19 protein-coding genes are annotated in these 25,172 nt (G+C 66.5%); 11 read left to right on the top strand and 8 right to left on the bottom strand.

Annotated features, from left to right (window positions below; genetic code table 11):
- From K7W03_RS20915 to K7W03_RS20900, 4 genes are all read left to right on the top strand, one after another.
- Positions 1 to 1,661 (top strand): TadG family pilus assembly protein (locus K7W03_RS20915; protein ID WP_222887237.1); only part of this gene is annotated, 1,661 nt, incomplete at its 5' end.
- A gap of 73 nt (positions 1,662 to 1,734) precedes the next feature.
- The gene (locus K7W03_RS20910; RefSeq protein ID WP_025551558.1) at positions 1,735 to 1,917 is read left to right on the top strand and encodes a Flp family type IVb pilin; all 183 of its coding nucleotides are present in this window, start codon (positions 1,735 to 1,737) and stop codon (positions 1,915 to 1,917) included.
- Between the two features lie 5 nt (positions 1,918 to 1,922).
- Entirely contained in the window at positions 1,923 to 2,348 is a 426-nt protein-coding gene (locus K7W03_RS20905; RefSeq protein WP_025551556.1) for a TadE/TadG family type IV pilus assembly protein, read from the top strand.
- 116 nt (positions 2,349 to 2,464) lie between these two features.
- Positions 2,465 to 2,998 carry a hemerythrin domain-containing protein gene (locus tag K7W03_RS20900; RefSeq protein WP_025551554.1) on the top strand — a complete coding sequence of 178 codons (534 nt, stop codon included), beginning with the start codon at positions 2,465 to 2,467 and terminating at the stop codon, positions 2,996 to 2,998.
- Between the two features lie 291 nt (positions 2,999 to 3,289).
- Here the strand turns inward: K7W03_RS20900 and glf are convergent, their stop codons facing one another.
- On the bottom strand, positions 3,290 to 5,536 hold the full coding sequence (gene glf, locus K7W03_RS20895) for a UDP-galactopyranose mutase (protein ID WP_065847779.1): 2,247 nt from the start codon (positions 5,534 to 5,536) through the stop codon (positions 3,290 to 3,292).
- Positions 5,537 to 5,828: 292 nt separating this feature from the next.
- Between glf and K7W03_RS20890 the strand changes: the two genes are divergently transcribed.
- Both K7W03_RS20890 and K7W03_RS20885 read left to right on the top strand, forming a co-directional pair.
- On the top strand, positions 5,829 to 8,039 hold the full coding sequence (locus K7W03_RS20890) for an SDR family oxidoreductase (RefSeq protein WP_044661008.1): 2,211 nt from the start codon (positions 5,829 to 5,831) through the stop codon (positions 8,037 to 8,039).
- Positions 8,040 to 8,272: 233 nt separating this feature from the next.
- Positions 8,273 to 9,340, top strand: coding sequence for a cellulase family glycosylhydrolase (locus K7W03_RS20885; protein WP_025550482.1), 1,068 nt, complete (start codon positions 8,273 to 8,275; stop codon positions 9,338 to 9,340).
- A gap of 141 nt (positions 9,341 to 9,481) precedes the next feature.
- Here K7W03_RS20885 and K7W03_RS20880 read toward each other — a convergent pair whose 3' ends face one another.
- A complete protein-coding gene (locus K7W03_RS20880; RefSeq protein WP_025550480.1) occupies positions 9,482 to 9,694 on the bottom strand; it encodes a hypothetical protein in 213 nt (70 codons plus the stop codon).
- A gap of 315 nt (positions 9,695 to 10,009) precedes the next feature.
- On the opposite strand from K7W03_RS20880, the gene K7W03_RS20875 reads away from it, so the two are divergent.
- Positions 10,010 to 11,230, top strand: a complete 1,221-nt coding sequence (locus K7W03_RS20875; protein WP_222887236.1) for a molybdopterin-dependent oxidoreductase — start codon at positions 10,010 to 10,012, stop codon at positions 11,228 to 11,230.
- Positions 11,227 to 11,541 (top strand): hypothetical protein, encoded by a 315-nt coding sequence (locus K7W03_RS20870; RefSeq protein WP_007684475.1) that lies wholly within the window; start codon positions 11,227 to 11,229, stop codon positions 11,539 to 11,541. Before K7W03_RS20875 ends, K7W03_RS20870 begins: the two co-directional genes overlap by 4 nt.
- 77 nt (positions 11,542 to 11,618) lie before the next feature.
- On the opposite strand, the gene K7W03_RS20865 is transcribed toward K7W03_RS20870, so the two are convergent.
- The 5 genes from K7W03_RS20865 to K7W03_RS20845 all read right to left on the bottom strand — a co-directional run bounded on the left by K7W03_RS20865 (position 11,619) and on the right by K7W03_RS20845 (position 18,499).
- On the bottom strand, positions 11,619 to 12,617 hold the full coding sequence (locus tag K7W03_RS20865) for a ParB/RepB/Spo0J family partition protein (protein WP_025550476.1): 999 nt from the start codon (positions 12,615 to 12,617) through the stop codon (positions 11,619 to 11,621).
- A 94-nt stretch (positions 12,618 to 12,711) separates the two neighbouring features.
- Positions 12,712 to 13,929: an autotransporter domain-containing protein gene (locus tag K7W03_RS20860; protein ID WP_044661009.1), complete on the bottom strand. Its 1,218-nt coding sequence runs from the start codon at positions 13,927 to 13,929 to the stop codon at positions 12,712 to 12,714.
- 190 nt (positions 13,930 to 14,119) lie between these two features.
- Complete coding sequence (locus K7W03_RS27920; protein ID WP_037483438.1) at positions 14,120 to 15,628, bottom strand: hypothetical protein; 1,509 nt, start codon at positions 15,626 to 15,628, stop codon at positions 14,120 to 14,122.
- A 583-nt stretch (positions 15,629 to 16,211) separates the two neighbouring features.
- Entirely contained in the window at positions 16,212 to 16,772 is a 561-nt protein-coding gene (locus K7W03_RS20850; RefSeq protein ID WP_025550470.1) for a 2OG-Fe(II) oxygenase, read from the bottom strand.
- Positions 16,773 to 16,819: 47 nt separating this feature from the next.
- Positions 16,820 to 18,499, bottom strand: coding sequence for a ShlB/FhaC/HecB family hemolysin secretion/activation protein (locus K7W03_RS20845; RefSeq protein WP_226870360.1), 1,680 nt, complete (start codon positions 18,497 to 18,499; stop codon positions 16,820 to 16,822).
- A gap of 464 nt (positions 18,500 to 18,963) precedes the next feature.
- Between K7W03_RS20845 and K7W03_RS20840 the strand changes: the two genes are divergently transcribed.
- From K7W03_RS20840 to K7W03_RS20830, 3 genes are all read left to right on the top strand, one after another.
- Positions 18,964 to 19,239, top strand: coding sequence for an HU family DNA-binding protein (locus tag K7W03_RS20840; RefSeq protein WP_007684484.1), 276 nt, complete (start codon positions 18,964 to 18,966; stop codon positions 19,237 to 19,239).
- A gap of 759 nt (positions 19,240 to 19,998) precedes the next feature.
- Positions 19,999 to 20,871 carry a MucR family transcriptional regulator gene (locus K7W03_RS20835; RefSeq protein WP_037483436.1) on the top strand — a complete coding sequence of 291 codons (873 nt, stop codon included), beginning with the start codon at positions 19,999 to 20,001 and terminating at the stop codon, positions 20,869 to 20,871.
- Positions 20,872 to 22,027: 1,156 nt separating this feature from the next.
- Positions 22,028 to 22,957 (top strand): hypothetical protein, encoded by a 930-nt coding sequence (locus K7W03_RS20830; protein WP_103001090.1) that lies wholly within the window; start codon positions 22,028 to 22,030, stop codon positions 22,955 to 22,957.
- 798 nt (positions 22,958 to 23,755) lie between these two features.
- Here the strand turns inward: K7W03_RS20830 and K7W03_RS20825 are convergent.
- A complete protein-coding gene (locus K7W03_RS20825; RefSeq protein WP_103001091.1) occupies positions 23,756 to 24,943 on the bottom strand; it encodes a replication initiator protein A in 1,188 nt (395 codons plus the stop codon).
- Positions 24,944 to 25,172: the final 229 nt, after the last annotated feature.

Here is a 25,172-nt window from a genome sequence, read left to right as displayed (position 1 = left end):
GGGGGCTTTATTATGTGAGCCTGCGCAATCTGCGGGCGGCGACCGATGCGGCTGCGCTGGCCGCCGCGCAGAATCCGGCGCAGGCGGCGGCGCGGGCGCGCGATAGCCTGAGCCGCAACGGATATGATCCGGCCATTCTCCGATCGGTCGAACTGGGCCGCTATTGCGCCGATGCGGGGCTGGGCGCGGCGCAGCGCTTCGACGCGAGCATGGCGCTTTGTCCCGGCAATGGGCGGGTCAACGCCGTGCGCATCCGCACCGGGAAGCCGGCGCGCCAGTTCCTGATGCGCGTGCTGGGTCCGGCCAACCCCCTGCCCGACCTGTCGGCCAGCGCCACGGCGGCGCGTATCGACGAGGCGGGGATCGGCATCAGTTCCGGCGTGCTGACCGTCACCAATGCGCTGGTGAACAGCGTCAACGACCTGCTGAGCGCGCTGCTGGGGATCAAGCTGCGCCTCTCCACCGCCGATGTCGAGGCGTTGATGGCGAGCCATGTCGATGCCGGCCTGTTCTTCGACGCGCTGGCGCAGCGGGTCGGGGAGAGCGGCAGCTATGGCGCGCTCACCGCGCGCACGGTGGCGCTTCGCGACCTGCTCGCCGCCGCCGCCAGCGCGGCCGACAACAGCGCGACCGCCGCGACCCTGAACCTGCTGGCCGGGCAGGTCGGCAATGGATATGCCGTGCCGCTCAACGGCCTGTTCGGCCTGGGCGTGTGGAAGAACATGCCGGTCGGCGGGGCGGACGAGAAACCGGCCCTGCGCGCCGGGATCAATGCCTATCAGCTCTTTTCCTACGCGGTGCAGGCGGGCAATGGCGCGGTGGACCTGTCGGACGCGGTCGGCACCGTGGCGCCGGGCAGCAGCGTCCTGCTGGCGGCGATGGCGACCGGGCCGATGGACCGGCCCCGCTTCTCCTTCGGTCCGGCGGGGGAGACCGGCGTTTCCACGTCCGCCTTGCGGCTGCAACTGGATGTCGGGATCAGGAATGTCAGCCTGCTGGGCGTTCCGCTGATCGTCGTCAACCTGCCGGTCACGATCGACATTGCGGCGGCGCAGGGGCAGGTCAGCGCCATCGATTGCCCCGACACGGCGGAACAGGCGCGCGACACGCGGGTGACGGTGCAGGCCGGCAGCGGCCTCGTCAACGCCTATATCGGCGCCTTGCCCGCCGGCGCCATGACGCGGCCGATGCCGCCCCTGTCCGCCGCCGACGTGCGTCCGGTCCAGATCGTCAATGTGCTGGGCGTCGTCGCGGTGGACAGCCGCGCGGTGGCGCAGCCGGTCATGGGCGCGAGCGGCGCCGTCGTCTTCGGCCCCGGCGGGCAGGGCCGCATAGGCCGTCCCGGATCGCCCGGCACGCCCGCCAGCATCGGCAACGGGGCGCAGGTCGGGCCGCTGCTGACATCGCTGGTGGGCAGCCTTGGCGGACAGGACGGGTTGCAGGTGACGTTGCTGGGATCATGCCTGCCGATCGTCTGCGACGCGACCCGGGCGCTCGCCCGGTCCCAATTGTCGAGCGCGGTGGTCAATCCGGTCGCCGGGCTGGTCGGCACCACCATCGATCCGCTGGTCACCAATCTGCTCGCCGCGCTGGGCGTCCAGCTTGGCCATGCGACGCTCTGGGCGACGGGCGCGCGCTGCGGGGTGCCGGTGCTGGTGTGAGTTTTCATGGCGGCGCGCGGTTCCCCCTCGCCATGCGCCGCCGGTCCTTTGCGGAGGGGATTGGAGGACAAGCATGAACAAGTTTCTGGGTTCGCTGATCGCGAAGCTGGCGCGGGATGAGAAAGGCCTGACGGCGGTGGAATATGCCGTGCTGGGCGCGGTGGTGGTCGCCGCCATCGTCGCGGTCGGCGCCAATTTCCGCACGCAGCTGGGCGCCGCCTTCACGACGATGTTCAACAGCGTCAATCCGGGCTGATCGGGATGCGCGCGGCGCGGCGGCTGCGGACATGCGAGCGGGGGCTGGCGGCGCTGGAATTCGCGCTGCTGGCGCCTGCGCTGCTGATGCTGGTCTTCGCGGTCGTGCTCTATTCCTTCTACTTCGCCGCGCTGATGGGCGTGCGCCATGCCGCGGTGGAGGGCGCCCGCGCCGCCGTGGCGGGGCTTTCCACGGCGGAACGCACGGCGCTGGCGCAGGGCCGGGCGCAGGCGGTGATCGGCGGCTATGGCACGCTGCTGGCGGCGGGGGGCGGGCCCGTCGTCACGGCAGGGCCCGATGCGACCGGCACGTTCCGGGTGCGGGTCAGCTATGACATGAGCGGCAGTCCGATGATGCGTTATGCGGCCTTCATACCCATGCCCTCCCCCACGGTGAGCGCCAGCATCGTCGTCACCAACGGGAGCTATTGAAGGGAACGCCCCTTAAACCTGTGTTAGCGGCCTTCCGCTTTGGCCCGCCGTCCAGGAACCGGGGGCGCGGTGCGGCGCTTGCATGGGAGTCACGCCCATGAGCAGAGGAGCATCCCATGTCCGTCATCGACAGGATCGTCGCAGCCGTCACGCCGCCGGAATCGGAAGAGGACCGCGCCCGCGCGCGGGAGAAGGCGCGGGCGGCGGCCATGGCGGGGGACTGGCTCGACCAGATCCTCCAGCACCACCAGCAGATCGAAATGGCCTTCAGCGAGGCGGAGGCGGCGATGGACGCATCCAGCCGGACGCGCGCCCAGAGGAAGCTCGCCGCGCTTCTGACCGCCCATTCCAGCGCGGAGGAGGCGGTCATCTACCCGCAGCTTTCCCACGGTCACAAGACGCATATGGCGATGGCCTATGAGGAGCAGCAGGCCGCCAAGGTCCAGCTTGCGCTGCTGGAAGCGCTCGATCCGCTGAGCGAGGATTGGAGCGAAAAGCTGGAGCATATCAGGGGCGCGGTCGCCCATCATGTCTATGAGGAGGAAAATGACCGCTTCCTTCATCTGAAGGAGGAAATTCCCCCGGCGGATCAGGAACGGATGACCGCGCGCTATCGGGAGGAGATGGCGCGTTACGACAGCGGGCTTTAGAGCCAATCGACATTCAGCCCTGACGGCCTGCAAATGACGCTTTTCCGTGCTTCCGGTGCCCACCTACTTTGAGTAGGCTGCGCGCCGGGTCACGGAAAACCGCCATTTTACCTTCGGTGGCCTTCGGCTCGGCTCGTCATCATCTGAATGTCGATCGGCTCTAGGGCGTTTTCCAGGCCGACAGGATCATCGGCCGACTTGGAGAGGGCGGTAGAAAAAAGACCTGAAGCGGCCGATCCGATATAATCGGCTCGGCCGCTTCAGGGTCGGTCCTGTCCAGCCTGTGGCGGGTCAGCCCGCCGAAGGGCGGGGCTGCGCGGCGGCGGCGAGGTGGGCGGGCACGGTGCGGATGGCGGGGGCCCTAGTCATCCGGCGGTAGGTCGCCAGCGCCTGTCCCACCACCTGGTCCATGTTGTAATAGCGGTAGGTGGCGAGCCGCCCGACGAAGGTGACGTCGGTCTGCACCATCGCCAGCGCTTCATAGCGTTTGAAGAGCTGCTGGTTTTCCGGCCGGGGGATGGGGTAATAGGGGTCGCCGTCCGCAGCGGGGAATTCATAGGTGATGCTGGTCCCCGGCACCTGCTGCCCGGTCAGATGCTTATATTCGGTGATCCGCGTGTGCGGCACGTCGGGGGACGGATAGTTCACCACCGCCACCGGCTGGAACCGGTCGACGTCCAGGCTGACATGCTGGAACCGGAGCGAGCGGTAAGGCAGCTTGCCATGGCGATAGCCGAAATATTCGTCGATCGGGCCGGTGAACACCAGATGATCGTGCGGATAGGCGTCGCGCGCCTCGCAATAGTCGACGCCCAGCAATATGTCGATATTGGGATGGTCCAGCATCCGTTCGAACATGCGCGTATAGCCTTCGAGCGGCATCGCCTGGAACCTGTCGGTGAAGTAGCGATCGTCCTTATTGGTGCGCGTCGGCACGCGCGAAGTCACCGCCTTGTCCAGTTCCGACGGGTCGAGACCCCATTGCTTGCGCGTATAGCCCTGGAAGAACTTCTGGTAGAGTTCCCGGCCCACGGCGGAGATCACCACATCCTCCGACGTGCGGACGACCGACACCGGCTCCGCCTGCGCGGCGAGGAAGGCGGCGGCCTCCTCCTCCGTCCCCAGGTCCAGGCCGTAGAGCATGTTGAGCGTGGTCCGGTTGATCGGCATCGGCACCAGCAGGTCGTCCACCGCCGCCAGCACGCGATGTTCATAGGGCCGCCATTGGGTGAAGCGGGAGAGATAGTCGAATATCTCCTGCGAATTGGTGTGGAAGATGTGCGGCCCGTAGCGGTGGATGAGGACCCCGGCATCGTCCAGCTCGTCATAGGCATTGCCGCCGACATGCGGCCGGCGGTCGACCAGCAGCACCTTCCTGCCGCCGTCCGCGGCCAGCCGTTCGGCCATGACGGCGCCCGCGAAGCCCGCGCCGACGACCATCACGTCATAACGCCGCGGCGGGCCGTCCTTCCAGCTGGTGGGCGACACAATGGGATGGGCATGGGCGCCGCGCGAGATCGCTTCCCTGATGAGGCGGCTCATCTGCTGGAAACTCTTGTCCCAGGACATGCCGGCCAGCACCTTGTCCGCCTCCGCCAGCCAGTCGCCGCCCGAGCGGGACAGGGCCAGCGCCGCGTCGCAGGCGCGGATGAAGGCTTCGCCGCGCTCCGCGATGCGCACCGCGCCGATCCCACCGTAATGGCGGATGACGTCGGCGATCGGCGTCGACACGACCGGCTTTCCCGCCGCCAGATATTCGGGCGTCTTGGTCGGGCTGATGAAGCGGGTCGCGTCGTTGATGGCGAAGGGCATCAGGGCCACGTCCCAGCCCGCGACGCAGCCGGGCAGATCGTCATAGGAGCGGCCGCCCAGGAAATGGAGATTGGGCCGTCGCGGCAGGTCCGCCTCGCCGATCTTCACGACCGGGCCGACAATTTCCAGATCCCAGCCGGGGCGCGCATCGGCCAGCGCCGCCAGCAGTTCGACATCCATCCTTTCATCGACGACGCCGTAGAAGCCGAGGCGCGGGCGGGCGTCCTGCGCAGGTTGCGTTCGGGCGGAGCGGGCCTGGGCGAAATGCGCCGCGTCGACGCTGGAGGGAAAGGGATAGACATGGCCGTGCCTGTCCTTCTTCGCTTCATAGAGGCTGTAGCCGCCGGTGAACACCAGGTCGGCCTGGGAGAGCAGGCGCTGTTCCAGCGGCAGCAGTTCGGGCGGCGCGCCCCTGAAATTGGCCAGCTCGTCCATGCAGTCGTAGACGATGCAGTCGGCCATGACATGCTCCGAAAAGGGCAGCATCATGGGGGTGTAGTACCAGCGGACGAACGGGCCGGATTCGCCCGCCAGGAACAGGTCGAGCAGGCCCTTCAAATTCTCCCCATCCTGTTCGCGCGCGCCGTCGGCGGGCAGTTGCGGCGTGATGACGGTGACGCCGCTGGCGGCGCAGACGTCGATATGCAGGTCGGGCTCCGCCAGCTTTTCGACAAGGCAGGGTTCTTCCCAGAAGAGGACGCGGGACTGGGCGGCGAAGCGACTCATCAGGTGCTGGGGACGTTGAAAGACGAATTTCCACCGCAAATGACTGAAGCAGAGGATGGTATGCGTGCCGTTCGACGGAATTGATCCAGATTCATGCCAAGGGGAAGACTGGGGCTGGACCATTATATGCAACCTTTCTGCGGGATGAACATTGGTCAAACCGCGGCGGAGAACGATCCGTTCCTTCTTCTCCACTGATCCAGGTTGCTGGCATGTCGCAATTATCCTGCTTTCACTTGATCGAAGTTCAACGAGCCAAATAATCGCGCCCATCATTGCAACGGAGACCGGAATGACCATGCAGCCGCAGCTATGGGGTGGTCTGGAATGCACCGTGAACCGCGTCCACGACAGTTACCGCGACCAGATCCGCGCGACAGGGCATCAGGATCGGGCGGACGACCTGGACCGGCTGGCGACGCTGGGCATCCGGGCGATCCGCTATCCCGTCCTGTGGGAGAGGGTCAGCCCGCGCGATCCGGACGAGCGCGACTGGCAATGGACCGACGAACGGTTGAAGCGGCTGCGCGACCTTGACATCCGCGTCATCGCCGGGCTGGTCCATCATGGCAGCGGCCCGGCCCATACCGGCCTGCTGGACGAGGGGTTCGCCGCCGGGCTGGCGCGTCATGCCGGGGCGGCGGCGGAGCGCTATCCGTGGATCGCCGACTGGACGCCGGTCAACGAGCCGCTGACCACCGCCCGCTTTTCCGCCCTGTACGGCCATTGGTATCCGCATCACCGGTCCGAACCATCCTTCTGGCTGGCGCTGTTGAACCAGACCGACGCCATTCGCCTGTCGATGCGGGCCATCCGCCGCGTCAGTCCCGGCGCGCGGCTGATCCAGACCGACGATCTGGGCCGCACCTATGCCACCGCCTCCCTTCGGGAACAGGCGGGGTTCGACAATCTGCGCCGCTGGGCGAGCTGGGACCTGCTCTGCGGCATGATGACGCGCGAGCATCCGCTGTGGGAGCGCCTTTCGGGCTTCGGCTTCGCGGACCGGCTGCGCGCCATTGCCGACGATCCCTGTCCGCCCGACGTCATCGGCATCAACCATTATCTGACGAGCGACCGCTTCCTCGACCATCGGCTTCACCGCTATCCCGGGCATAGCCATGGCGGCAGCGACACGCAGCTTTATGCCGATGTGGAAGCCATCCGCGTGCTGGAGCCGCCGCCCCAGGGGCTGGAGGGTGCGCTGCGCGAGGCATGGGCGCGCTATGGGCGGCCGCTGGCCGTCACCGAGGTCCATAATGGCTGCACGCGGGAGGAGCAGTTGCGCTGGATCGCGCAGGCCTGGGACGTCGCCGGCCGATTGTGCGCCGAGGGGATAAAGGTCGAGGCGGTCACCCTCTGGTCGCTGCTGGGCAGTTCGGGGTGGAACAGCCTGCTGACGCAGCCGGGTCATTATGAGCCGGGGCTGTGGGACGTCAGCAGCGGAACGCCGCGCGCCACGGCGCTGCTGCCTCTGGCGCGGGCGCTGGCGCGCGGGGGCGAGCGCCCGATGCTGGCGGAGGGCGCCGGCTGGTGGCAGCGCCCCGTGCGGATCGCCCATCCCGGCGTGGCGCGCCCCGCATCGATGAAGGCGCATCTGGCCGGGCGTTTGCATCCCTCTCCGGCCCGTCTCTCTCCGGCACGGCCGCTGCTGATATGCGGCGCGACGGGGACGCTGGGGCGGGCGATGGCGCGCGCCTGCGCGTTGCGGAACATTCCCTTCGTCCTCACGTCGCGGGGGGAACTGGACCTGTCGGCGCCGGGGACGATCGCCGCCGCGCTCGACCGCATCGCGCCCTGGGGCGTCGTCAACGCCGCCGGCTGGGTCCGGGTGGACGAGGCCGAAACGGCACGCGACGCCTGCCTGACCGCCAATGCGCGGGGGGCCGTGGCGCTGGCGAAGGCATGCGGGGATCGCGGCATCGCGTCGCTTTCCTTCTCCAGCGATCTCGTCTTCGATGGGGAGAAGGGCGCGCCCTATGTGGAGGATGACGCGGCCGCACCGCGCAATTGCTATGGCCTCAGCAAGGCGGAGATGGAGGAAGGGATCGCCGCGCTTGGGGTGCCCAATCGCCACCTGATCATCCGCACCGCCGCCTTCTTCTCGCCCCATGACGATCATAATTTCGCGGTCGCCGTGGTGCGGGCGCTGAGCCGGGGGGAGACCATATTGGCGGCGGAGGACCTGATCGTGACGCCCACCTATGTGCCGCATCTGGTCGCGACGTCGCTGGACCTGCTGATCGACGGCGAGGTCGGGCCGTGGCACCTGACCAATGGCGAGGCGCTGTCCTGGGCCGATTTCGCCCGCCGGATCGCGATGCGCTGCGGCGGCGACCCCTCGCGCATCCGGGGCGTTCCCCACCGGACGCTCGGCTGGGTGGCGGAGCGGCCCGCCAATACGGCGCTGGCGAGCCGTCGAGGGGCGCCGCTGCATTCGCTCGCCACGGCGATCGATCATTTCGCGGCGCATCTGCCGGGGGAGATGGTCCGGGAAGCGGCGTGAGACCGCATCCCGTCCCATGCGGTTGGTCGTTTCGGACCTGTATTATTTCGATTTCATAATCAAAGGGCGCGTTTCCATACTATAACGATCATGTAACGAAGACGGGTTGGGACAATCTTCGAAAAGATCGAAATTTCCTCTTACTCAGATCATATTAATCTTCTTGTCCTATAGATGACCGATGTTAATGGCCGCCTTCAGGGTGACAGTAGAAGCGGGTCTTGAGCGGGTATATGGGCAATCGTTGGACGCCGGAAGCGGCGCATCGCTGGTTCGAACGGCAACCGTGGCTGGTGGGGTGCAATTTCACGCCCTCCAACGCCATCAACCAACTGGAAATGTGGCAGGCGGGCAGCTTCGACCTTGCCACCATCGACCGCGAGCTGGAGCTGGCGGCTTCGGTGGGGATGAACAGCGTCAGGGTCTATCTGCACGACCTGTTGTGGCTGGACGACGCGGCGGCCTTTCTGGACCGCATCGACGCCTTCCTTACGGTGGCGGATCGGCATGGCATCCGCGTCATGCTGGTGCTGTTCGATTCCTGCTGGCATCCCGAACCGGCGCTGGGGCCCCAGCCCCCGCCGCGCGAGGGGGTTCACAACAGCGGCTGGGTCCAGTCGCCGGGCGTCGCCGTGCTCCGGAATCCGGCCGAGCATGCGCGGCTGGAGGATTATGTGCGGGGCGTGGTCGGCCGCTTCGGGCAGGATGAGCGCGTGCTGGCCTGGGACATCTGGAACGAGCCCGACAATGGGCCAGAGGTCGCGCTGTGCGATCCCGCGGCGCTCAGGGCGAAGGCAGACCTGGTCGTGCCGCTGCTGGTCGCGGCGTTCGGCTGGGCGCGGGAAATGCAGCCGATGCAGCCGCTGACCAGCGGCATCTGGCTGGGCGACTGGTCGGCGCCCGACCTGCTCAGTCCGATCCAGCAGGCGCAGACATCGCATTCCGACGTCATCTCCTTCCACAATTACGGCATTGCGGAGGATTTTGCGCAGCGCGTCAAATGGCTGAAGACCATGGGCCGCCCGCTGCTCTGCACCGAATATATGGCGCGGCCGGCGGGCAGCACCTTCCAGGCGATCCTGCCGATCGCGAAGGAGGAGCAGGTCGGCACCTTCTGCTGGGGCCTGGTGAAGGGGAAGACGCAGACCCATCTGCCGTGGGACAAGTGGGAAAACCCCAATCTGGAGGGGCTGAAGGAAAAATGGTTCCACGATATTTTCGATGCGGACGGCACGCCGCATGACGAAAGCGAGGTGGCCTTCCTGCGGCTCATCAACCGGCTGGACGAAGTGACCGCCTGAAGGAGGCTCTCTTCCTGCGGGCGACGGCTCGGGAGAGGCGGCATCGAGAGACGAGAGCGTTTTCCGGGCAGGCAGAATCATCTGCTGGCCCGGAAAACGCGGTAGAACAAAGGCCGGGGGCGGCCGATGATTCTGGCTGCTCTATATGGGGTTGCGATCCACCTTGCGGAGCGCGTCCAGAATCTCGTCAATGGGGATCGGCCGATCGTGCCGCGGCGGGCGCCTGACGGCGGGATTGCCCTCCACGGCATTGGCGTCCGAAGCCCAGGATGCGAGGATCGCGCGCTTCACTTCAGGTTCCAACTGGGGATGATGGGCCACTTCGAAGGGGCCTTGAAAATGGGAGAGGGACATGGGCTTGCCTCCTTTCTTCCAATCCTCTCTTCCTTCCGGCGGCGACCGCCACGCGCCAAATTAGGGACAGGGCGGAGGCTGTTCAAGATGGTTTTGCGGGGCGGGGCTTCGCTAATGATGATCGTGCTTCCATCCTGCCGAGGCAGCTCCGCACCTCCCGGATTGACTGGCCCGCCGCCGCATCCTACCCACAGCGGATCGGCGTTGCCCGACCCTGGGGCGTCGGGGCGGCGAGAGAAACAAAGCCAGACCGCGCACCGGATCACCGGCCGCATTCCGATCATCAGAGTGCAGGAAGGTGCAGGCAGGACAGCCATGGCGGACGGACGGACCATGAACGGGGTGGATCGGCGCGGCCTTATCGCCGCCATGGCGGGGGCGATGTTGCCGGTGCCCGGCTGGGCGCGGGCCGGTGACGGCCACGCCGCCCTGCCCTTCGGCAATGGCGAGCGGCCCTTGGTCCGCTATCCGCAGAAGCGGGCGCTCATCGGCCTTACCGCGCGGCCGCCGCAACTGGAGACGCCGTTGGCGCTGTTCGACGGGCCGATCACGCCCAATGATGCCTTCTTCGTGCGCTACCATCTTTCGGATTTGCCGCTCGACATCGATGCGCGGCGGTTCCGGCTGGCGCTGGGCGGTCATGTCGAGCGGCCGCTGTCCCTTTCGCTCGCGGAATTGAAGCGCGACTTTCCCGTGCAGGAGATCGTCGCGGTCAACCAATGTTCCGGCAATGGGCGCGGCTTTTTCGAACCGCGTGTCGGGGGCGGGCAGCTGGGCAATGGCGCGATGGGCAATGCCCGCTGGCGCGGCGTTCCGCTTCGCGCGCTGCTGGACCGCGCGGGGGTGCGCGCGGGGGCGCGGCAGGTTGCGTTCAACGGGCTCGACAATCCGCAGGCCAACGGCATCCCGGACTTCATCAAGGCGCTGGACGTCGACCATGCCCGCGATGGCGAGGTGATGGTGGCCTGGGCGATGAACGGCGCGGACCTGCCCTTTCTCAACGGCTATCCGTTGCGTCTGGTCGTGCCGGGCGATTACGGCACCTATTGGATCAAGCATCTGCATGAGATCAACGTCGTGGACGCGGCCTATGACGGCTATTGGATGAAGACCGCCTATCGCATTCCCGACAATGATTGCGCCTGCGTCGCGCCCGGCGGCAAGCCGGACAGGACGCGGCCCATTGGCCGGCTCAACATCCGGTCCTTCCTCACCAGCCATATGTCCGGGGCGCAGGTGGCGGCGGGCAAGCCGGTGGCGCTGTCCGGCATCGCGTTCGACGGCGGATCGGGAATCGCGCGGGTCGACATCTCCGCCGACGGGGGCGCAAGCTGGCGGCAGGCCGAACTGGGCGAGGATCTGGGCCGCTACAGCTTCCGGTCATGGCGGTCGGCGCAGAGGCTGGCGCCCGGCCGCCATCGCATGCTCGTCCGCGCGACGGGCCGGTCGGGAGAGGTCCAGCCGTTCGATCCGCTCTGGCAGCCCGCCGGCTATATGCGCAATGTCGTCGAAGCCGTGGAGGTCGTCGCCCTGTGAAAGCGCTGCTGCCCATCGCCCTTCTCGCCGCGAGCGGCGCGGCTGCCGCGGGCTATCGCCTGCCCGACGAACGACCCATTGTCCTGCCGCCCGGCGACGGCGCGGAACTGACGGCGGCGACCTGTTCCGCCTGCCATTCGCTGGATTATGTCACCACTCAGCCACGCGGCAAGGGGGCGCAATTCTGGCAGGATAGCGTCGGCAAGATGATCAAGGTCTATGGCGCGCCGATCGAGCCTGCCGATGCCGAGCGGATCGCCGCCTATCTGGCCGCCACTTACGGCCGGAAGGAGGCCGCCGGGCCTTCATAGAGCGCCGGCATCAATGGTCGCGGGCTTTTTGCGTATACGCAAAGTCGCCTGTTGAGGCTCCGGAAACGATCGCGATCCTATTGCATGACGGGCGCGGCGCGGGCCGCGACGATGGTTTCGCGCAGCCGCGCCAGCAGTTCGTCCAGATCGGCATCCTCCGATATGCTGAGGTCGATGGTCAGGCCGCCGCTTCGACCGGGCCGGGGGCGGCCGATGCGCGCGCCGCCCGCGACGATCGCCATGTCGCGCGCTTCCTCCAAAGGCTGCGGCGTGGCGGCATCGCGCAGCCGGGCCAGCACCGTCGCGGGGGAAAGCATGCGGCCGCCATCCCGCGCGAGCGCCTGTTGCTGTTCCCCGATGGACTGCGCTTCGGCAATCATGCGCGCCCGCTGGTCCGGACGGCGCAGCAGCGGGGTCAGGATTTCGGAATAGCGCACGCGCAATTCATCGGGAGTGGCGAAGGCGTTCACCACCTCCTCCGGCAATTGCGCCAAGGCGAGCAGGCGGCTTAGCTGGCTGTTGGAAAGGGTGAGCGCTTCGGCCATGCGCGATTGCACTCCGCCGTAGAAGCGTTCGACCGCATGCTGATAGCTGCGCGCCCGGTCCAGTTCGCTGATGTCCGCCCGCTCGCGATTTTCGATGTCGGCAAGGCGGAAGGCTTCCTCGTCCGACAGGTCGACGACCAGGGCCGCCAGCCGCATTTCCGGCCGCCCATTATGGTTGAGCCAGTCCACCGCGAAACGGCGGCGGCTGCCGACCAGAAGCTGATAGGGCCGGTCCGAACCCGGCGGATTGAGGCGCACGAGGACGGGGATGCGGTTGCCGCCTTCGCTGGCGATGGAATCGATCAGCGACCGGCAGCCGTCCGCCGTCAGTCCCGGCTGGTCGCGCGGATTGCCGTCCCAGACCGAACATTCGTCCGGCTGGATCGAAATCGTGCCGCGCGATCCCGGCCCCTTGTCCGCGAAAGGCGCGAGCCGCTGGTCGAGGCGGCTGAGCGCCTGCTGATCGGGCGGGCCCCTGCCGGCGGGTTCGTGGGAAAGGGTCGCCAATATGTCGCGGATGAAGCGGGCCATGGATCACTTCCTTTGCGTGAGCAGGCCCACGCAATAGCGGGATATGCACGATTGTGGCGCGGAATCCGGTTCGTTTCGGAGCAATCCCTTTTGCCTAGAAACGCCGTCCGACCGTCAGCGCCGCCGCGTGGACATGGCGGTCGGAACCGAACTCGCCCGCATAGCCCAGGCGGAACGTGGTGCGGTTGTTCCAGGTCGCGCTGATCCCGGCATTCACCAGGCCCGCGTCACGCGCCAGCCGGGTGGGACGCAGCGTGAAGATGGGCAAGTCGCGGGTGGCGAAGCGGGCCTCTATTCGGCTGTCGGGGCGGCTGCGCAGTTCGCGCTGCCATTGCGCCTCGACCGAGGGGCGAAGGGTCCAGCCGCCTTGCGTCGCATTGGCGGAGATGCGCGCGCCCAACGCGCCGCGAAGCGATCTGGTGCGGAAGGCGGCGACCTCCAGCGCGGCGGGTCCGCCATTTTCGACGAAGCCGCTGACATCGGCATAGCGATGGTGCAGGCCGGCGAAGGGCTGTATCCGGACCGGGCCTGCGCGCAGCATCGCGCCCGCCTCGCCCGATGCGGCCCAGCCGTCGCCGTCCACGGGCGCCACCAGCCGCCCGGTAAAGCCCGCCCAGCCGATTTGGCGCCGCAGCTTATATTCGGAGAGCGTATAGGCCGCCGTCGCGTCGACATAGAAGCGGCCGTCGCTATAGCTGGCATAGGAACCGATCTGGCTGTTGAACTGGCTGATGCGGGGGCGCCGCGCCGGGTCGAGCCGCGCATCGATGCCGTCGATGCCCAGGGTCGCGCCGACGATGAGGCCGGGCACGGGCTTCACATCGACGGCGAAGCGCAGCGACCGGCTGTCGGATTCCGCTTCGGGGCGGTCGACGCGCGCCTTATAGCTCGCCCGCTTTATCCCTCCGCTCAGCATCATGGTGATGGTGCGGTCGCCGCTGGCCGGAACATCGGCCGGCGCATCGATGGCGATGCTGCGCCGTTCGGCCAGCCAGGAGCGGATTTCCCGGTCGGCGGCGTCCATCGACTGGATCGACAGGCGGGGCAGCAGCGAATAGCTGCGCGGCGAGAGCTGGCCCAGCGCATCGGCACGCGCCGCGGCCGTCGGCAGGGCGTCGATCGATGCGAGCATGGCCGCGCGGTCGCCGCCGGGTGCGTGCGTCGCCGCGTCCAGCATCGTTCCCACCGCGGTTTCGCCCGGCGTTACGGCATAGGGCGCGTAGGGACCGGCCATGGCGGGCTGGGCATTGAGCAGCAGCAGGGCCGCAGCGCCATCGATCAGGCGGCGGATGAAGAAAAGGCGGTTCGGCAAGATGATATTCCCCTTTGGCGAAGATTTTTGCGTGAACGCAAAGCGTGCCGGCCTGCGTTCGGAATCGGTTTGAGGAGGCAGTGCGCCCACTGCCTCCTCGCCCCCGCCCTTCCCCCGGGGGCTATGGGGGAGAGCATCGTCGGCGTGCGGCCCGCCATGCATGAGGACCATGGCGGGCCGCGCCGCCGCGTCAGTTGCCGCCCCCGAGCAGCCCGCCGAGCAGGCCGGTCACGGGCGCCGTGGCGGAACCCGATCCGGTCGCCGGGGCCAGCGCGCCGTTCAGCAGGCCGGTGACGGGGGCCAGGGCATTGCCGCCGGTCCCCTCCCCTGCTCCCAGCAGGCCGCCGGCCAGGCCGGTCACGGGCGCGAGCGGGGAACCGCTTTCTCCTCCGGGCAGCGCCGGGGCCAGGCTGTTGACGGTGTCGAGCAGGGGCGCGGCGACGCTGTCGACCGTGCTGGTGGCGGCCGCGACCACGGGGGCGACGGCGCTGGTGACCTGAGTGACGGTCGCTTCGGCCTGCGGGCCAAGGAGACCCCCGGCCAGGTTGCCGACCGGTTGCAATCCGGCCTCTACCCCGGCCGCGGTCGTCGGCACGGCGATGTCGACCAGATTGCCCTGCGTCAGGACATCGACCGTCGCCAATTGTCCGGCAGCCGCGCCGCCGTCCGACGGCAGCAGGTTGACCCCGACAAGCGTGCCGGGCGTAGAGGCGCCGGTCAGGACATTGCCGCCGACATTCGCGCCGACAAGCGGTCCGCCCAGTGCGGCGGAAGGATCGCCGCCGACGCCGCCCAGAGCGCCGGTCAGGCCGCCCACCGCATTTTCGACCAGCCCCGTCACGGGCGCGAGGACGCCATTGTCGCCCACCAGCGGACCGGTGACGGGCGAAAGCGCGCCGTTGACCGTATCGAGCAGCGGCGTGGTGAGCTGGCCGACCGTCGAGGTGACGGCCGCCACCGTGGGGGAGAGACCGTCGGTGAGCTGCGTCACCGCTTCCCCCGCCGGTGCGCCGAGCAGGCCGCCTGCGAGCGTGCCGACCGGCGCCAGCCCCTGCTGCACGCTCTGGGGCGTGGTCGGCAGGGCGAGCTGGGCGACGGTGCCGTCGCCTGTCAGCAGATCGACGGTGGCCACGCTGCCGGTCGCCTGGCTGTCGCCCGGCAGGACGTTGACGCCGATCAGCGATCCGGGACCGGTGGGCCCGACCACCGGCAGATTGCCGATGGAAGCCCCGATGATCGATCCGCCGCTGGTGGGGCTGGTCGGACCGGTGGGTCCGGTGGGTCCGGCAGGACCAGTCGGGCCGCCGGGACCGGTGGGTCCGCCGGGGCCGGTCGGGCCAGTGGGTCCAGTGGGGCCGCCTGGGCCGGTCGGACCGCCGGGGCCCACGGGACCGGAGGGGCCGGTCGGGCCTGCTGGGCCGGTTGGGCTGGTGGGACCGGCGGGGCCGCCCGGACCCGTGGGGCCGCTGGGACCGGAGGGACCGGACGGGCCGGATGGACCCGAGGGACCGGACGGGTTGGTCGGGCCGGTGGGACTTGTCGGACCTGTCGGGCCGCTGGGACCGGAGGGGGACTGGCCGCCGCCCGCCCCTATGTCGAAGCCCACGCCGTCGGCGCAGGCGCTGAGCAAAAGAAGAGGTATCGCCGTGGCGCACAGCAGATAGTGCCGTCCCGACCGGACCGATCCATAACGTGGCATTGCAAGACTCCCTGTTTTCCTGCGAGCAGATCGCAACGGGAGCAAGTTAGGCCCGGCAGTCCTTATCGCCGCGTCAAGAAGAAACCGGTCTGGTCAGAACGGCCGGCTTTGCCGATATTGGTCCCGGTTCAGCGCGCAAAAGCCTGTTGCCGCCTGCGCAAAGCTGGTCGAAAGATCAGGGAATCCGCATATCCGGCGGCTTTTGGCGGCATCCTTAAGGTCCCTCGTCCGCAAAGCCGGGTTCAGGGCAAGCAAATCGTCCTTCGCGGAATTGCTTCCGATATGGTCCATTTTCCTTCGAAGCGGCGACGGAAGGCATGGGTTGCGGCTGCGGTCGGCGCGCATCCATGCGGGCCGCGCCGATCGTGGTTCGATCGCCGGAAGATCAGAGATCGGAGGATCGGACCGTCAGCGGCGGCTTAGAGCCAATCGACATTCAGATGATGACGAGCCGAGCCGAAGGCCACCGAAGGTAAAAGGGTGGTTTTCCGTGACCCGGAGCGCAGCCTACTCAAGGTAGGTAAGCACCGGAAGCACGGAAAAGCGTCATTTGCAGGCCGTCAGGGCTGAATGTCGATTGGCTCTAGCGCCACCGGGGCCCTTCGATCCAGCTCACCAGGCTGCGGCGGACGCCTCTGGTCACCGGCAGGACGCGATGCTGGAGGAAGGAGGGGAAGATCAGCATGCTGCCGCGTGGCGCGAAATTGACGCCCGGCTGCTGAAGGCCGAAAAATTCGAAGGCGCCGCCCTCATACTCATCCGGGTCGGACAGTTGCACCACCACCGACAGCTTGCGGTCGAAGGGGCGGGAGGATTCCAGCCACACATCCTGATGCCAGTCATATTTGCCCTGAGCCCGCCCATGATATTCGGTATATTGCAGTTCATAGGGGCCGGCGATGTCGATCCCGAAATTGGTGCGGTTGGAAGAATGGACGAACTGCATCAGCCGGTCGACAATGTCCTTGTCGCGATGAACGTCCAGCCAGCTTATGGTGGACGAGCGATATGCATGATCGCTGCGCACCGCCTGCGCGAAGCCGACGGTCGCGCTTTCCGGCTGATAGAGCGCCGCGCGCTTGACGATGGCGTCGCATTCGGCCCCGGTCAGGGCCGAGGGCCATACCTCCCACACATTGTTCATGTCTTGCTTCCCATTTTCTTGTTTTTGCGTATTCGCAAAAGGACGGATCAAAATGCCCGCCCCACCCCGAAGAAAAACCGCGCCTTGCGGCTGAGGGTCGGGTCGGGCCGCTTGACCGGCACGGCCACTTCCGCGCTGACCCGCCATTTCGCGCCCAGGCCCAGCCGCAGCCCGCCCCCCGCCGATGCAAGGCTGTAGTCCCGCGCCGCGAGGCGGTAGGCGGGCCGCGCCGTGCCATGCGCCAGCGCACCGTCAAGCGCGACGAACAGCGCGCTGGCCTTCAGCACAGGCGACCGGGCGGGCAGCGACCAGGAGAGTTCGGCGCTGCCGGCAAGGGCCTGTTCCGCCGTCAGCGTTCCGGTGCGAAAGGCCATGCCCGCGCCCCGGCCGCCCAGCGGAAAGCGCTCCGTCACCGGAAGATCGTCTTTCGAATATTGGCCCTTGACCGAAGTCCGGAGGCTGAGCCTGCTGCTGATCCCCTTCACTGCGATGGCCTGAACATTGACCTTGGTGAAGCCGGTTTCGGAAAAGCCGGTGAAGGGCCGGGCGCCCAGCGCGTCGATCCCCTGGCTGACGACCGTGGAAACCGCATAGCCGTTCCTTGCGTCGGCGCGGGACCAGGAGGCCCCCAGGCGCAGCGCCCGCGACCGGTAATCCCCGAAGCGGATGTCGAGGAAATAATTGTCGCTGTCGATGCCGTCGAGGGACGCCGTGACGGACAGTTGGGACTTTGTCGACCGCAGCACGGGATAGCTGAGCGTCAGGCCGGCCAATGTCGCCTCACCCGTCGTCCTGCTGTCGCGCGAACGGGTTTCGACATGGGCGGCCTGCGCGGCCAGGGTCAGGCCATTGCTGCCGATGGGCGTGCTGTGGCTGAGCGAATAATATTGATAGCGGTCGGGATAGAAGGGCAGGTAGCCGGCGATGCGCGTGCTGTCGCCTTCGCGCGCAAGGCCGTTGACCGTGACCGACATCTGCGCCTGCACGCCCTGCACGACATTGCTGACCCCGCTATTGTCGATCGTGAGGCCGATCTGCACCTGCTTGCGCTTGACGATGAGGTCGATCAGGAGATCGCCGGGCGCGCCCGACTGGCGCAGCCGGGCGTCGACCGTCTGCCCCGGAATGTCGCGCAGCAGCGCCAATGTCCGTTCCAGACGGCTCCTGCGCAGCGGCGCGTCCCGCATCAGCCGGCGCATATGCGCGGCGATCAGCCCGGCGGGCATGCTGGACGACATGCCCGCGAGGCGATAATCCCTGACCCGCCCCTCGACCAGACGGACGGTCAGGACGCCGCCGCCAGGCAGCTGGGGCGGAATGGAGACGGAATAGAAGGCGATGTCGCTCTTCGCATAGGTCGCACTGATCGCATGAGCGATGGCCTGGAGCGTTTCACCGGTCAGCGGCCGACCGATAAAGGGGGAAGTGGCGGCATCGAGCCGGGATTTGGGCAGCGTCGTTCCGCTATAGATAAGCCGCGTCAGCAGCGTCTGGGCCGCGGAGGAAGCCGCGGGCGCGACCTGGACCGAGGGCGCCGGGCGCGGCGCGGCGACAGGCGGAGGCGCGATCTGCGGTTCGAGCCGGTCGGTGCGGTCGCGGTCGATGATCGGGGCGGCGCTTTGCTGGCCGGGCGCTGCGTCCTGCGCCGCCGCAGGGACCGCCAGCATCAGCCCGAGGCCCACCGCGACCGCCCGCGCCGCGCGCCTGCACCACCCCATCCCCGCCATGCTCTGCCGCCACATCGTCCCACGCCATTCCGGCCGCAAGGGGCCGCCGTGCAGGAAGGATGGGAGAAAATGACGCGGCCTTCATCTGCAACCGCGACCGGATCGGTTCTATCCGCAAGCTTTTGTAAAAGGGCTGCGCCGGGCCAAAGTCCCGCCCTTGGCGGTCCACCCCCGGCACGGCGCGGGCGGGGCGCGCGACAATTGCGACCATTTTGGCGGAACAGCCGCCCGGAGGGCCCTTTTCACGGGCGAAATGCCTGCTCGTGCGGCGGATCGGAACCCGGGCGGAGGAGTTGCCGCCGGCGGGAAAGGCGGCCCGAAGGCTCCGGTCGGGGTCATTTTCCCATCCGAAAGCGCCAATAACGCGATTTTACTGCCGATTTTCGCTGTTCGCCGGTCGCAAAGGGGCTAGTTGAGCGCGAAGAGACAGGTTAAGACCATCCGTCCACGAAAGGGAGATCATCATGAACAATACTGAACTCGCCGAAGCACTGGCCGCCGACCATGGCCTGACCAAGGCCGACGCGCGCAAATATGTCGACGGCGTCTTCTCCGCCATCGCCGGTGCCGCCGCGAAGGGCGAGGAAGTTTCGCTGAACGGATTTGGCAAGTTCAAGGTCAAGGACCAGCCCGCTCGCGAAGGCCGCAATCCGTCGACCGGCGCCGTGATCCAGATCGCCGCCTCGAAGAAGCTGACCTTTACCCCGGCCAAGGCCGTGAAGGACCAGCTGAACGGCTGAAGACGATCTTCGGCGGCCGCGCCTGGCCGCCCAAGTCTTCATCGATGCAAGATCGGAAGGATCGGCCCGGACGAACGGGCCGCCATCCCTTCCTTGATCGAATGGCGCGCCCCTGTCGTACCGGCGGGGCGCGCGCCAGTCTGGCGGGATGGACCCCCGCCCTGCCCTTTTCAGACATATGCGCGATCTTTGCCGGGTGCGTCGCACGCGGCATGGACGTTCGTCGCGAAGCGTTCGCCCTGAACGATGCGCCGTCCGTGGCAGGGCATTCCGACATGGTGCGATATGAAGCCGGCGCCGGGAATTGCGCGCAACGCAATCACATCGCCGCGCTTCGCATTTGCCATTGGAAGTCCGGCGCGCCATTTGGCGGGTGCCTTTCAGGCATCCTCTCCTAAACTCAGTAGGCCGGTCGAAAGACCGGCCTTTTTTTTGTGCAGAACAGGTTTCGCTGTCGACAAATATTGTCGCCCGCCGGTCGAACACTGGTACTGGGCAGGCGAATATAGATGAGCGCCCTGCCTATGCTGTTCAAGGCGCCCTGCCTTCGCGCCGTTGACTGGCGAATGATATGGCGAAGATGGTTCCACCCCGGCGGACGGAATTGCGCGGTCAGGCTGTCCCATCTCGAAACAAAATGAGCTTGTTTGTTCCTGTTCGACAGCATGCGGACGGGCTGTCAAGTCGTTTCGGATTTACATTTAACGCAAAACCGCGCAAAAGGCCGCTTCTATTACTCAAAGATGGGAAGCGGGGCCAATGTCTGAAAACAACCAGCCTGACATCACGACGCTCACTGTTCAGCTGGTGAGTGCCTTTGTCTCCAACAATAATGTAGCGAGCGAAGGTCTTGCCGACCTCATTCGGACCACGCGTCTGGCCTTGACTGATGATCTTGCCGCAAAGCCCCAGGAGGAGGCGGCGCCGACTTACACGCCGGCCGTGTCGGTCCGCAAAAGCCTGTCTTCGCCCGAACATATTCTGAGCATGATCGACGGCAAGCCGTACAAGACGCTGAAGCGCCACCTGGCCAGCCATGGCCTGTCGCCCAATGACTATCGCGAACGCTATGGCCTGCCGAAGTCCTATCCGCTGGTCGCGCCCAACTATTCGGAAGCGCGGCGCGCCGTCGCGACGAAGCTTGGCCTTGGCCGCAAGCCGGTGAATGCCAAGAAGCCGGCCGAAGCGGCTCCGAAGGCGGCCGCTGCTCCCAAGGCTGCGCCTGCAACGGCAGCACCTGCAAAGGCAGCGCCTGCCAAGCCGGCGGCGGCCAAGGCCCCTGCGAAGACGTCCGCTCCCAAGCCTGCGGAAGCGAAAGCCCCGGCGGCAAAGGCCCCTGAGGCAAAGGCGCCCGCAACGAAGCCTGCCGAGGCGAAGCCGGTTGCTGCCAAGGCGCCCGCCGCCAAGGCTCCGGCTGCCAAGCCCGCCGCATCGCGCAAGCGCCTCTCCATCGCTACGCCATCGGCGCCCGCGCCGAAGAAGGACGCTGCCGCTCCGGCTGCTGCCAAGCCTGCGGAAAAGGCAGCGGCGGGAAGCAAGGCGGCAACGCCTGCCAAGGCGCCCGCCAAGGCCGCTCCCAAGAAAAAGCCGGCAGCCAAGTCCGCCAAGGCGCCTGTGGCCGAAAAAGCCTGATTGTACGTCTGGCCGGTTCGGACGATCCGGACCGCCGACCAAGATCACGCCCCGAACGACGCAAATGTCGTTCGGGGCGTTTTCCTTTCAAGGATGCGGCCGATGAGGGCTGGACTTTATTGATGGCGGCGGGGTCAAGGCTATCGGAAAATCGCGCTGTGCAATCGCAATTACCGGGAGGCGGCGAGAATGGTGGCAGCGGCTTGAACTGTTGATCTATCCATCTCCATTACCACAATTGAGACGCCCTTGCCTTGCGATGCAATGTTCGAGCTTTGCCAGCAATGCAAGATGATCCGATGGGTGAAAGTCTTCGCTGGATGATATCGCTCCGTGCCTCTCGGGATAACGGGCTCTTCGATTGGGATGCCCTATAATGGTCATGGACGGGCTTTGGTCGTGCCTGACTCCGTTTTGCGATTGTCAAAGGCCGGATGCCGGTGAAGATTGCTGCACTGGATCATGAATATATCCCATGATCCTCTGCGGGGACTTTCAGTTGTCCGGTCGATCAGGCGGTGCCCTTGCCTGCTCCCGTCGGGGGCGATCGAATATAGGCCGGGCGTGTTGCGGCATCCGTTCCTGTTCCTTTGATATGATGATGAGTTTCTCCGCAGCAGGTCATCGTGGGGTGAATCGATGCCGCCCTATCCATCGCGTGCGGCTCTATGACGTTCGCGATCCCCAGCAGGATAGGAGCTACGGCAGCCGGCGCATTGTTCCTGTGGGACGGGAGAACAGATCGATGGGCCTAGTGCCTAAAATTTGGGCAGGCTGGGAAGCTCTCTGAAAGGCAAAGGGCGGTGTCGATGAGCTTGTCTATATTTGACTGCCCACCGGTGCCTGACGGGCTTCCCAGGGCAAAATAGCACTATTTCCTCTTTTGTTCCCGTTTTGCGGATCGGTTGGATGCCCTCCCCTTTCGCCTTTACCCGACGGACGTGTCCGAGAGGGGCGTCGTCTTATTTCAGGGCTTTTGTTCGGGTCCCCACTTTGGATGTTCGATTGACGCTGGCGGGCGTTACTGCATTATGGCATAAGAAAGAGCGTGGCCATTCGCCGTCGATCAGACGGAGCAGCTGCCTTCCCCACCATCATAGCATATACAACCAACTCGCCTCTTTGGTTGTAGTCCATCTTGCGCTATCCATGGGAAATGCAGGATTTTTCAGCTTCGCCGGATCATGCCCTGCTTCTTCTCGGGCAGCTCGACGGGCGGCTTTGCAACAGCCCGGCGACCGATGTCTGGCTGGCCAGGGCAAGGCTGAAGGGCGCCTCCATGCTGTCGGGCTTTGCCGGCGTGCCGGTGTCGGTTGCGGAGCTTCAGAACTGGATTTGCGGGCGGACGCCGCCGCCGCGCCATAGCGAGGGGCTCAACGATCCGCTTTCCGTCGCCGCGCTCTTCCATTTTGCGCTGTCGGCAGGCGATGACCGGGACCCGGTCGCGCGCGCGACCCTCAACATCTCCCGCACCTTGCTTGACGACCGCAAGGAGGTGGGATTGTGGGCGCCCGAGGATCTGGTCCGCTTCGGCCCGGCGTGGCGCATGGCCCAGATGCTGCTGGACGCCCCCTACGCTGCCGGCACCCTGCCGGCGGTCGCGCAGCGGCTGATCGATGCGAGAGGGAGCCTCGATACGCCCGTCACCGAGGGGCATCTGGTGACGACGGCCGACGGGCGGCAATGGCGCATCGATCCGCGACGGTTTGATATGGGCTGGGTGCTTGCCTGCCACCTTCCCGGCGCCTTCGTGGCGGCGGGGCTCAGCCTGCGTCACCTGCCCTGCCTTGTCGGGTTGCCGCGCTTCCTGCCGGACGATGCCGCTTCTTTGGCGGGAGAGATTGCCGCCATGGTCGCGCGCCAGGCGGCGCAGGGGTTGATAGAACTGGATCGGCTGGAGGCGAAGCTGGCTCGGCTGCCGGTGGAACTGGAGGTGACGCGGCGGAGCAAGGCCCCGTTGCTGATGCGGCTTGAGCTGGCCTATCCGGGGCTGAGCAAGATGGCGGTCGCGCGGCTGCTGGGCGTTTCGCACCAGGGCGCGACGAAACTGGTAGCGCAGGTCGAAAGACTGACAGGGCGGCATTAGACGGCGCTGCCCAAGGCTTCTCATCCAGTTTCTTGCCAAAAATATGTCTCGCCCAGGTTATAAGGTTTCTAGGAAAGTTAAAGAGTTACTGGGCGGGGATGCGGGAGGCGAATCGCCATAAGAGCACGAGTCGGCGTTGGATCGCTGTTCCCATAGGATCGTTGGTCCGTTCCTATAGTGTCGACGCTGGCGTTCCTGAAATGTCGGGGAAACGTTCCTAAAGGGGCGAAGGGTGTTCCCGGAGTGTCGAAGCATGCGATTTGCTGTTGTCGGTGGGTGGGGGATTGAATCATATTGGAGGGGGGTGTTGGAAAGGACGTTCAAATTCCGGGGCGGATTGAGGTCCGCTATCGGGGTGTTTGACGGGTTGTCCTTTCCCATCAGCGCTACCCGACACTTCGGGAACGCCCTCCCCGGCATTTCGGCGTTGCATGGGCATGGGGTGCGTCGGCTGAATTGCAGGGTCGGGATATGGCGCGAGTTTTGGGCCGGTTTTGGTCAAGCGGTTTGGCCTTTTGGGATGCGGCTCGGCATCGCAGGGCCGGTTTTCTGCTTGAAAGGATGTGACGACCTGCGTCCGGTTAATGCAGCGCGCTCTGGAGCGATTTCCAGGCGACCGGTTCCGAATCTGGCGGGAATCGCGGAAGACGGGGAATGTGGAGCGGCGACCTGATGGAATCGGAGCGAAACCCGCTCTGGAGCGCGCTGCGTTAAATCATACGCAGGCCGCGCGCTCCAGGCTTTTGTTGTCGTATCCTTTTAAGCGCAAAACCGGTTCCCGCTTTTGCGCACGATGCTCTAGAGGCGGTGGCGGTTCTTCTCGTGGAAGCGGCGGACGAAGCCGATGAACGCCTTCTGATAATTGACAGGCGTGCGGGTGGGGTCGGCTTCGAGCCAGTCGCGAAACTCCTGATGGAGCGTCTGATAGTCCCAGCCGGGATAGTCGGCGCGCAGGGTCGCCATGGTCGCGTCCGTGATCTCCCCGGCGCTGGCCTTGGCGGACATTCCGGCCAGGGTCCGGCGGATCATGCTGCCGGCATCGACCAGCATGTCGGCGTCGGTTGGTGCGGGGGACGGCGTTGTCTTGGGAGGGGTGGATTGCGAGGCCGTCGCCGGTCGGCGGGCGACGGTTGCCGGGAGCGGATCGGCCTGGGGGCAGCGGCGCATGCGGAGCGACGGTTCACGCTTGCCGTCGGGCTGTTCCAGTTCGACCGTATAGCCGGGCAGGGGATCGCGTTCGGCGATCTTGGCGATTTCGAATTTGAAGCGGCGATAGGCGCCTTCGGCCCCAGACTTTTCGAAGAGGGTGGGCATGGAGATGGCGAAGCCCCCCTCCCCTGCCCCGCCGGCATGTTTGCGCGCGACCTTGTAGAGCCAGCGTTCGCGGCCGCCGGTCAGGTCGAAATAGGCGCGGTCGATGCTGAGCACCCCGCCCTGCATCAGCACGCCTTCATAGAACCAGTTGCTGAGTTCGATGGTCATGCCGCGGGAGCGTTCGGTGCGTTCGTCGACCAGTTGGGTCCAGCCGTCGAGCCAGCTGAAGGTCGCTTCGCGGCGGTTTTCGGCGCGGATGTTGGTCTTGATCGTGGTGGAGACGAGCCGGTCGAGCGACTGGCCGAGCAGTTCATAGGCGCGGCCGGTCGTCGGGCGGTGGATGGCGCGCAGCAGGTCATAGGGCATGAGGTGCAGCTTGCGCGGGATGTCGTTGAGGCCGCGGCGCGCCATGTCGGCCAGGACGGAGGCGCAGTAGATCAGTATGTCGGCATCCCAGATGGTGGCCATGCCATAGTCCGGATTGGCCGAGACATGGACCCAGGCCTTGCCGTCGGGGGAGGTGTAGTCGATCGGCTTGACCCGCTTGGACTTGGCGAGGCTGAAGAAGGGGCGCTCCATCATCTCGCGCTGGTCGCGCAGGGGCATGTCCGCGATATAGGGGAGGAAGAGTTCGAACTGGTCGGTGATCTCGGTCCTGGAAGCGCGGGTCATGGGCGGGTCCTGAAGATGAGCGTCAGCCCATGGCGTGATGCGGCAGAGGAGGGGAGGGGCGCGCGGGGGCTATTCCAAGAACGTTCCGGAGAATGGACGGGAGTTATGGAATGAGGGGCGCATGTCGGGATGGGAGCCGATGCGTGGCTGCGGCCGTGCGGCGACCAGGCCAAGCTGGCGGCGCTGGCCGGGGATGCCGGCGAGGGCGGGCTGGTGGCCGGGGGGATGG

This window comes from Sphingobium sp. PNB (assembly GCF_019873065.1).
GTDB classification, from domain to species: domain Bacteria; phylum Pseudomonadota; class Alphaproteobacteria; order Sphingomonadales; family Sphingomonadaceae; genus Sphingobium; species Sphingobium fuliginis.
This window is presented reverse-complemented; position numbering and strand designations above follow the sequence as displayed.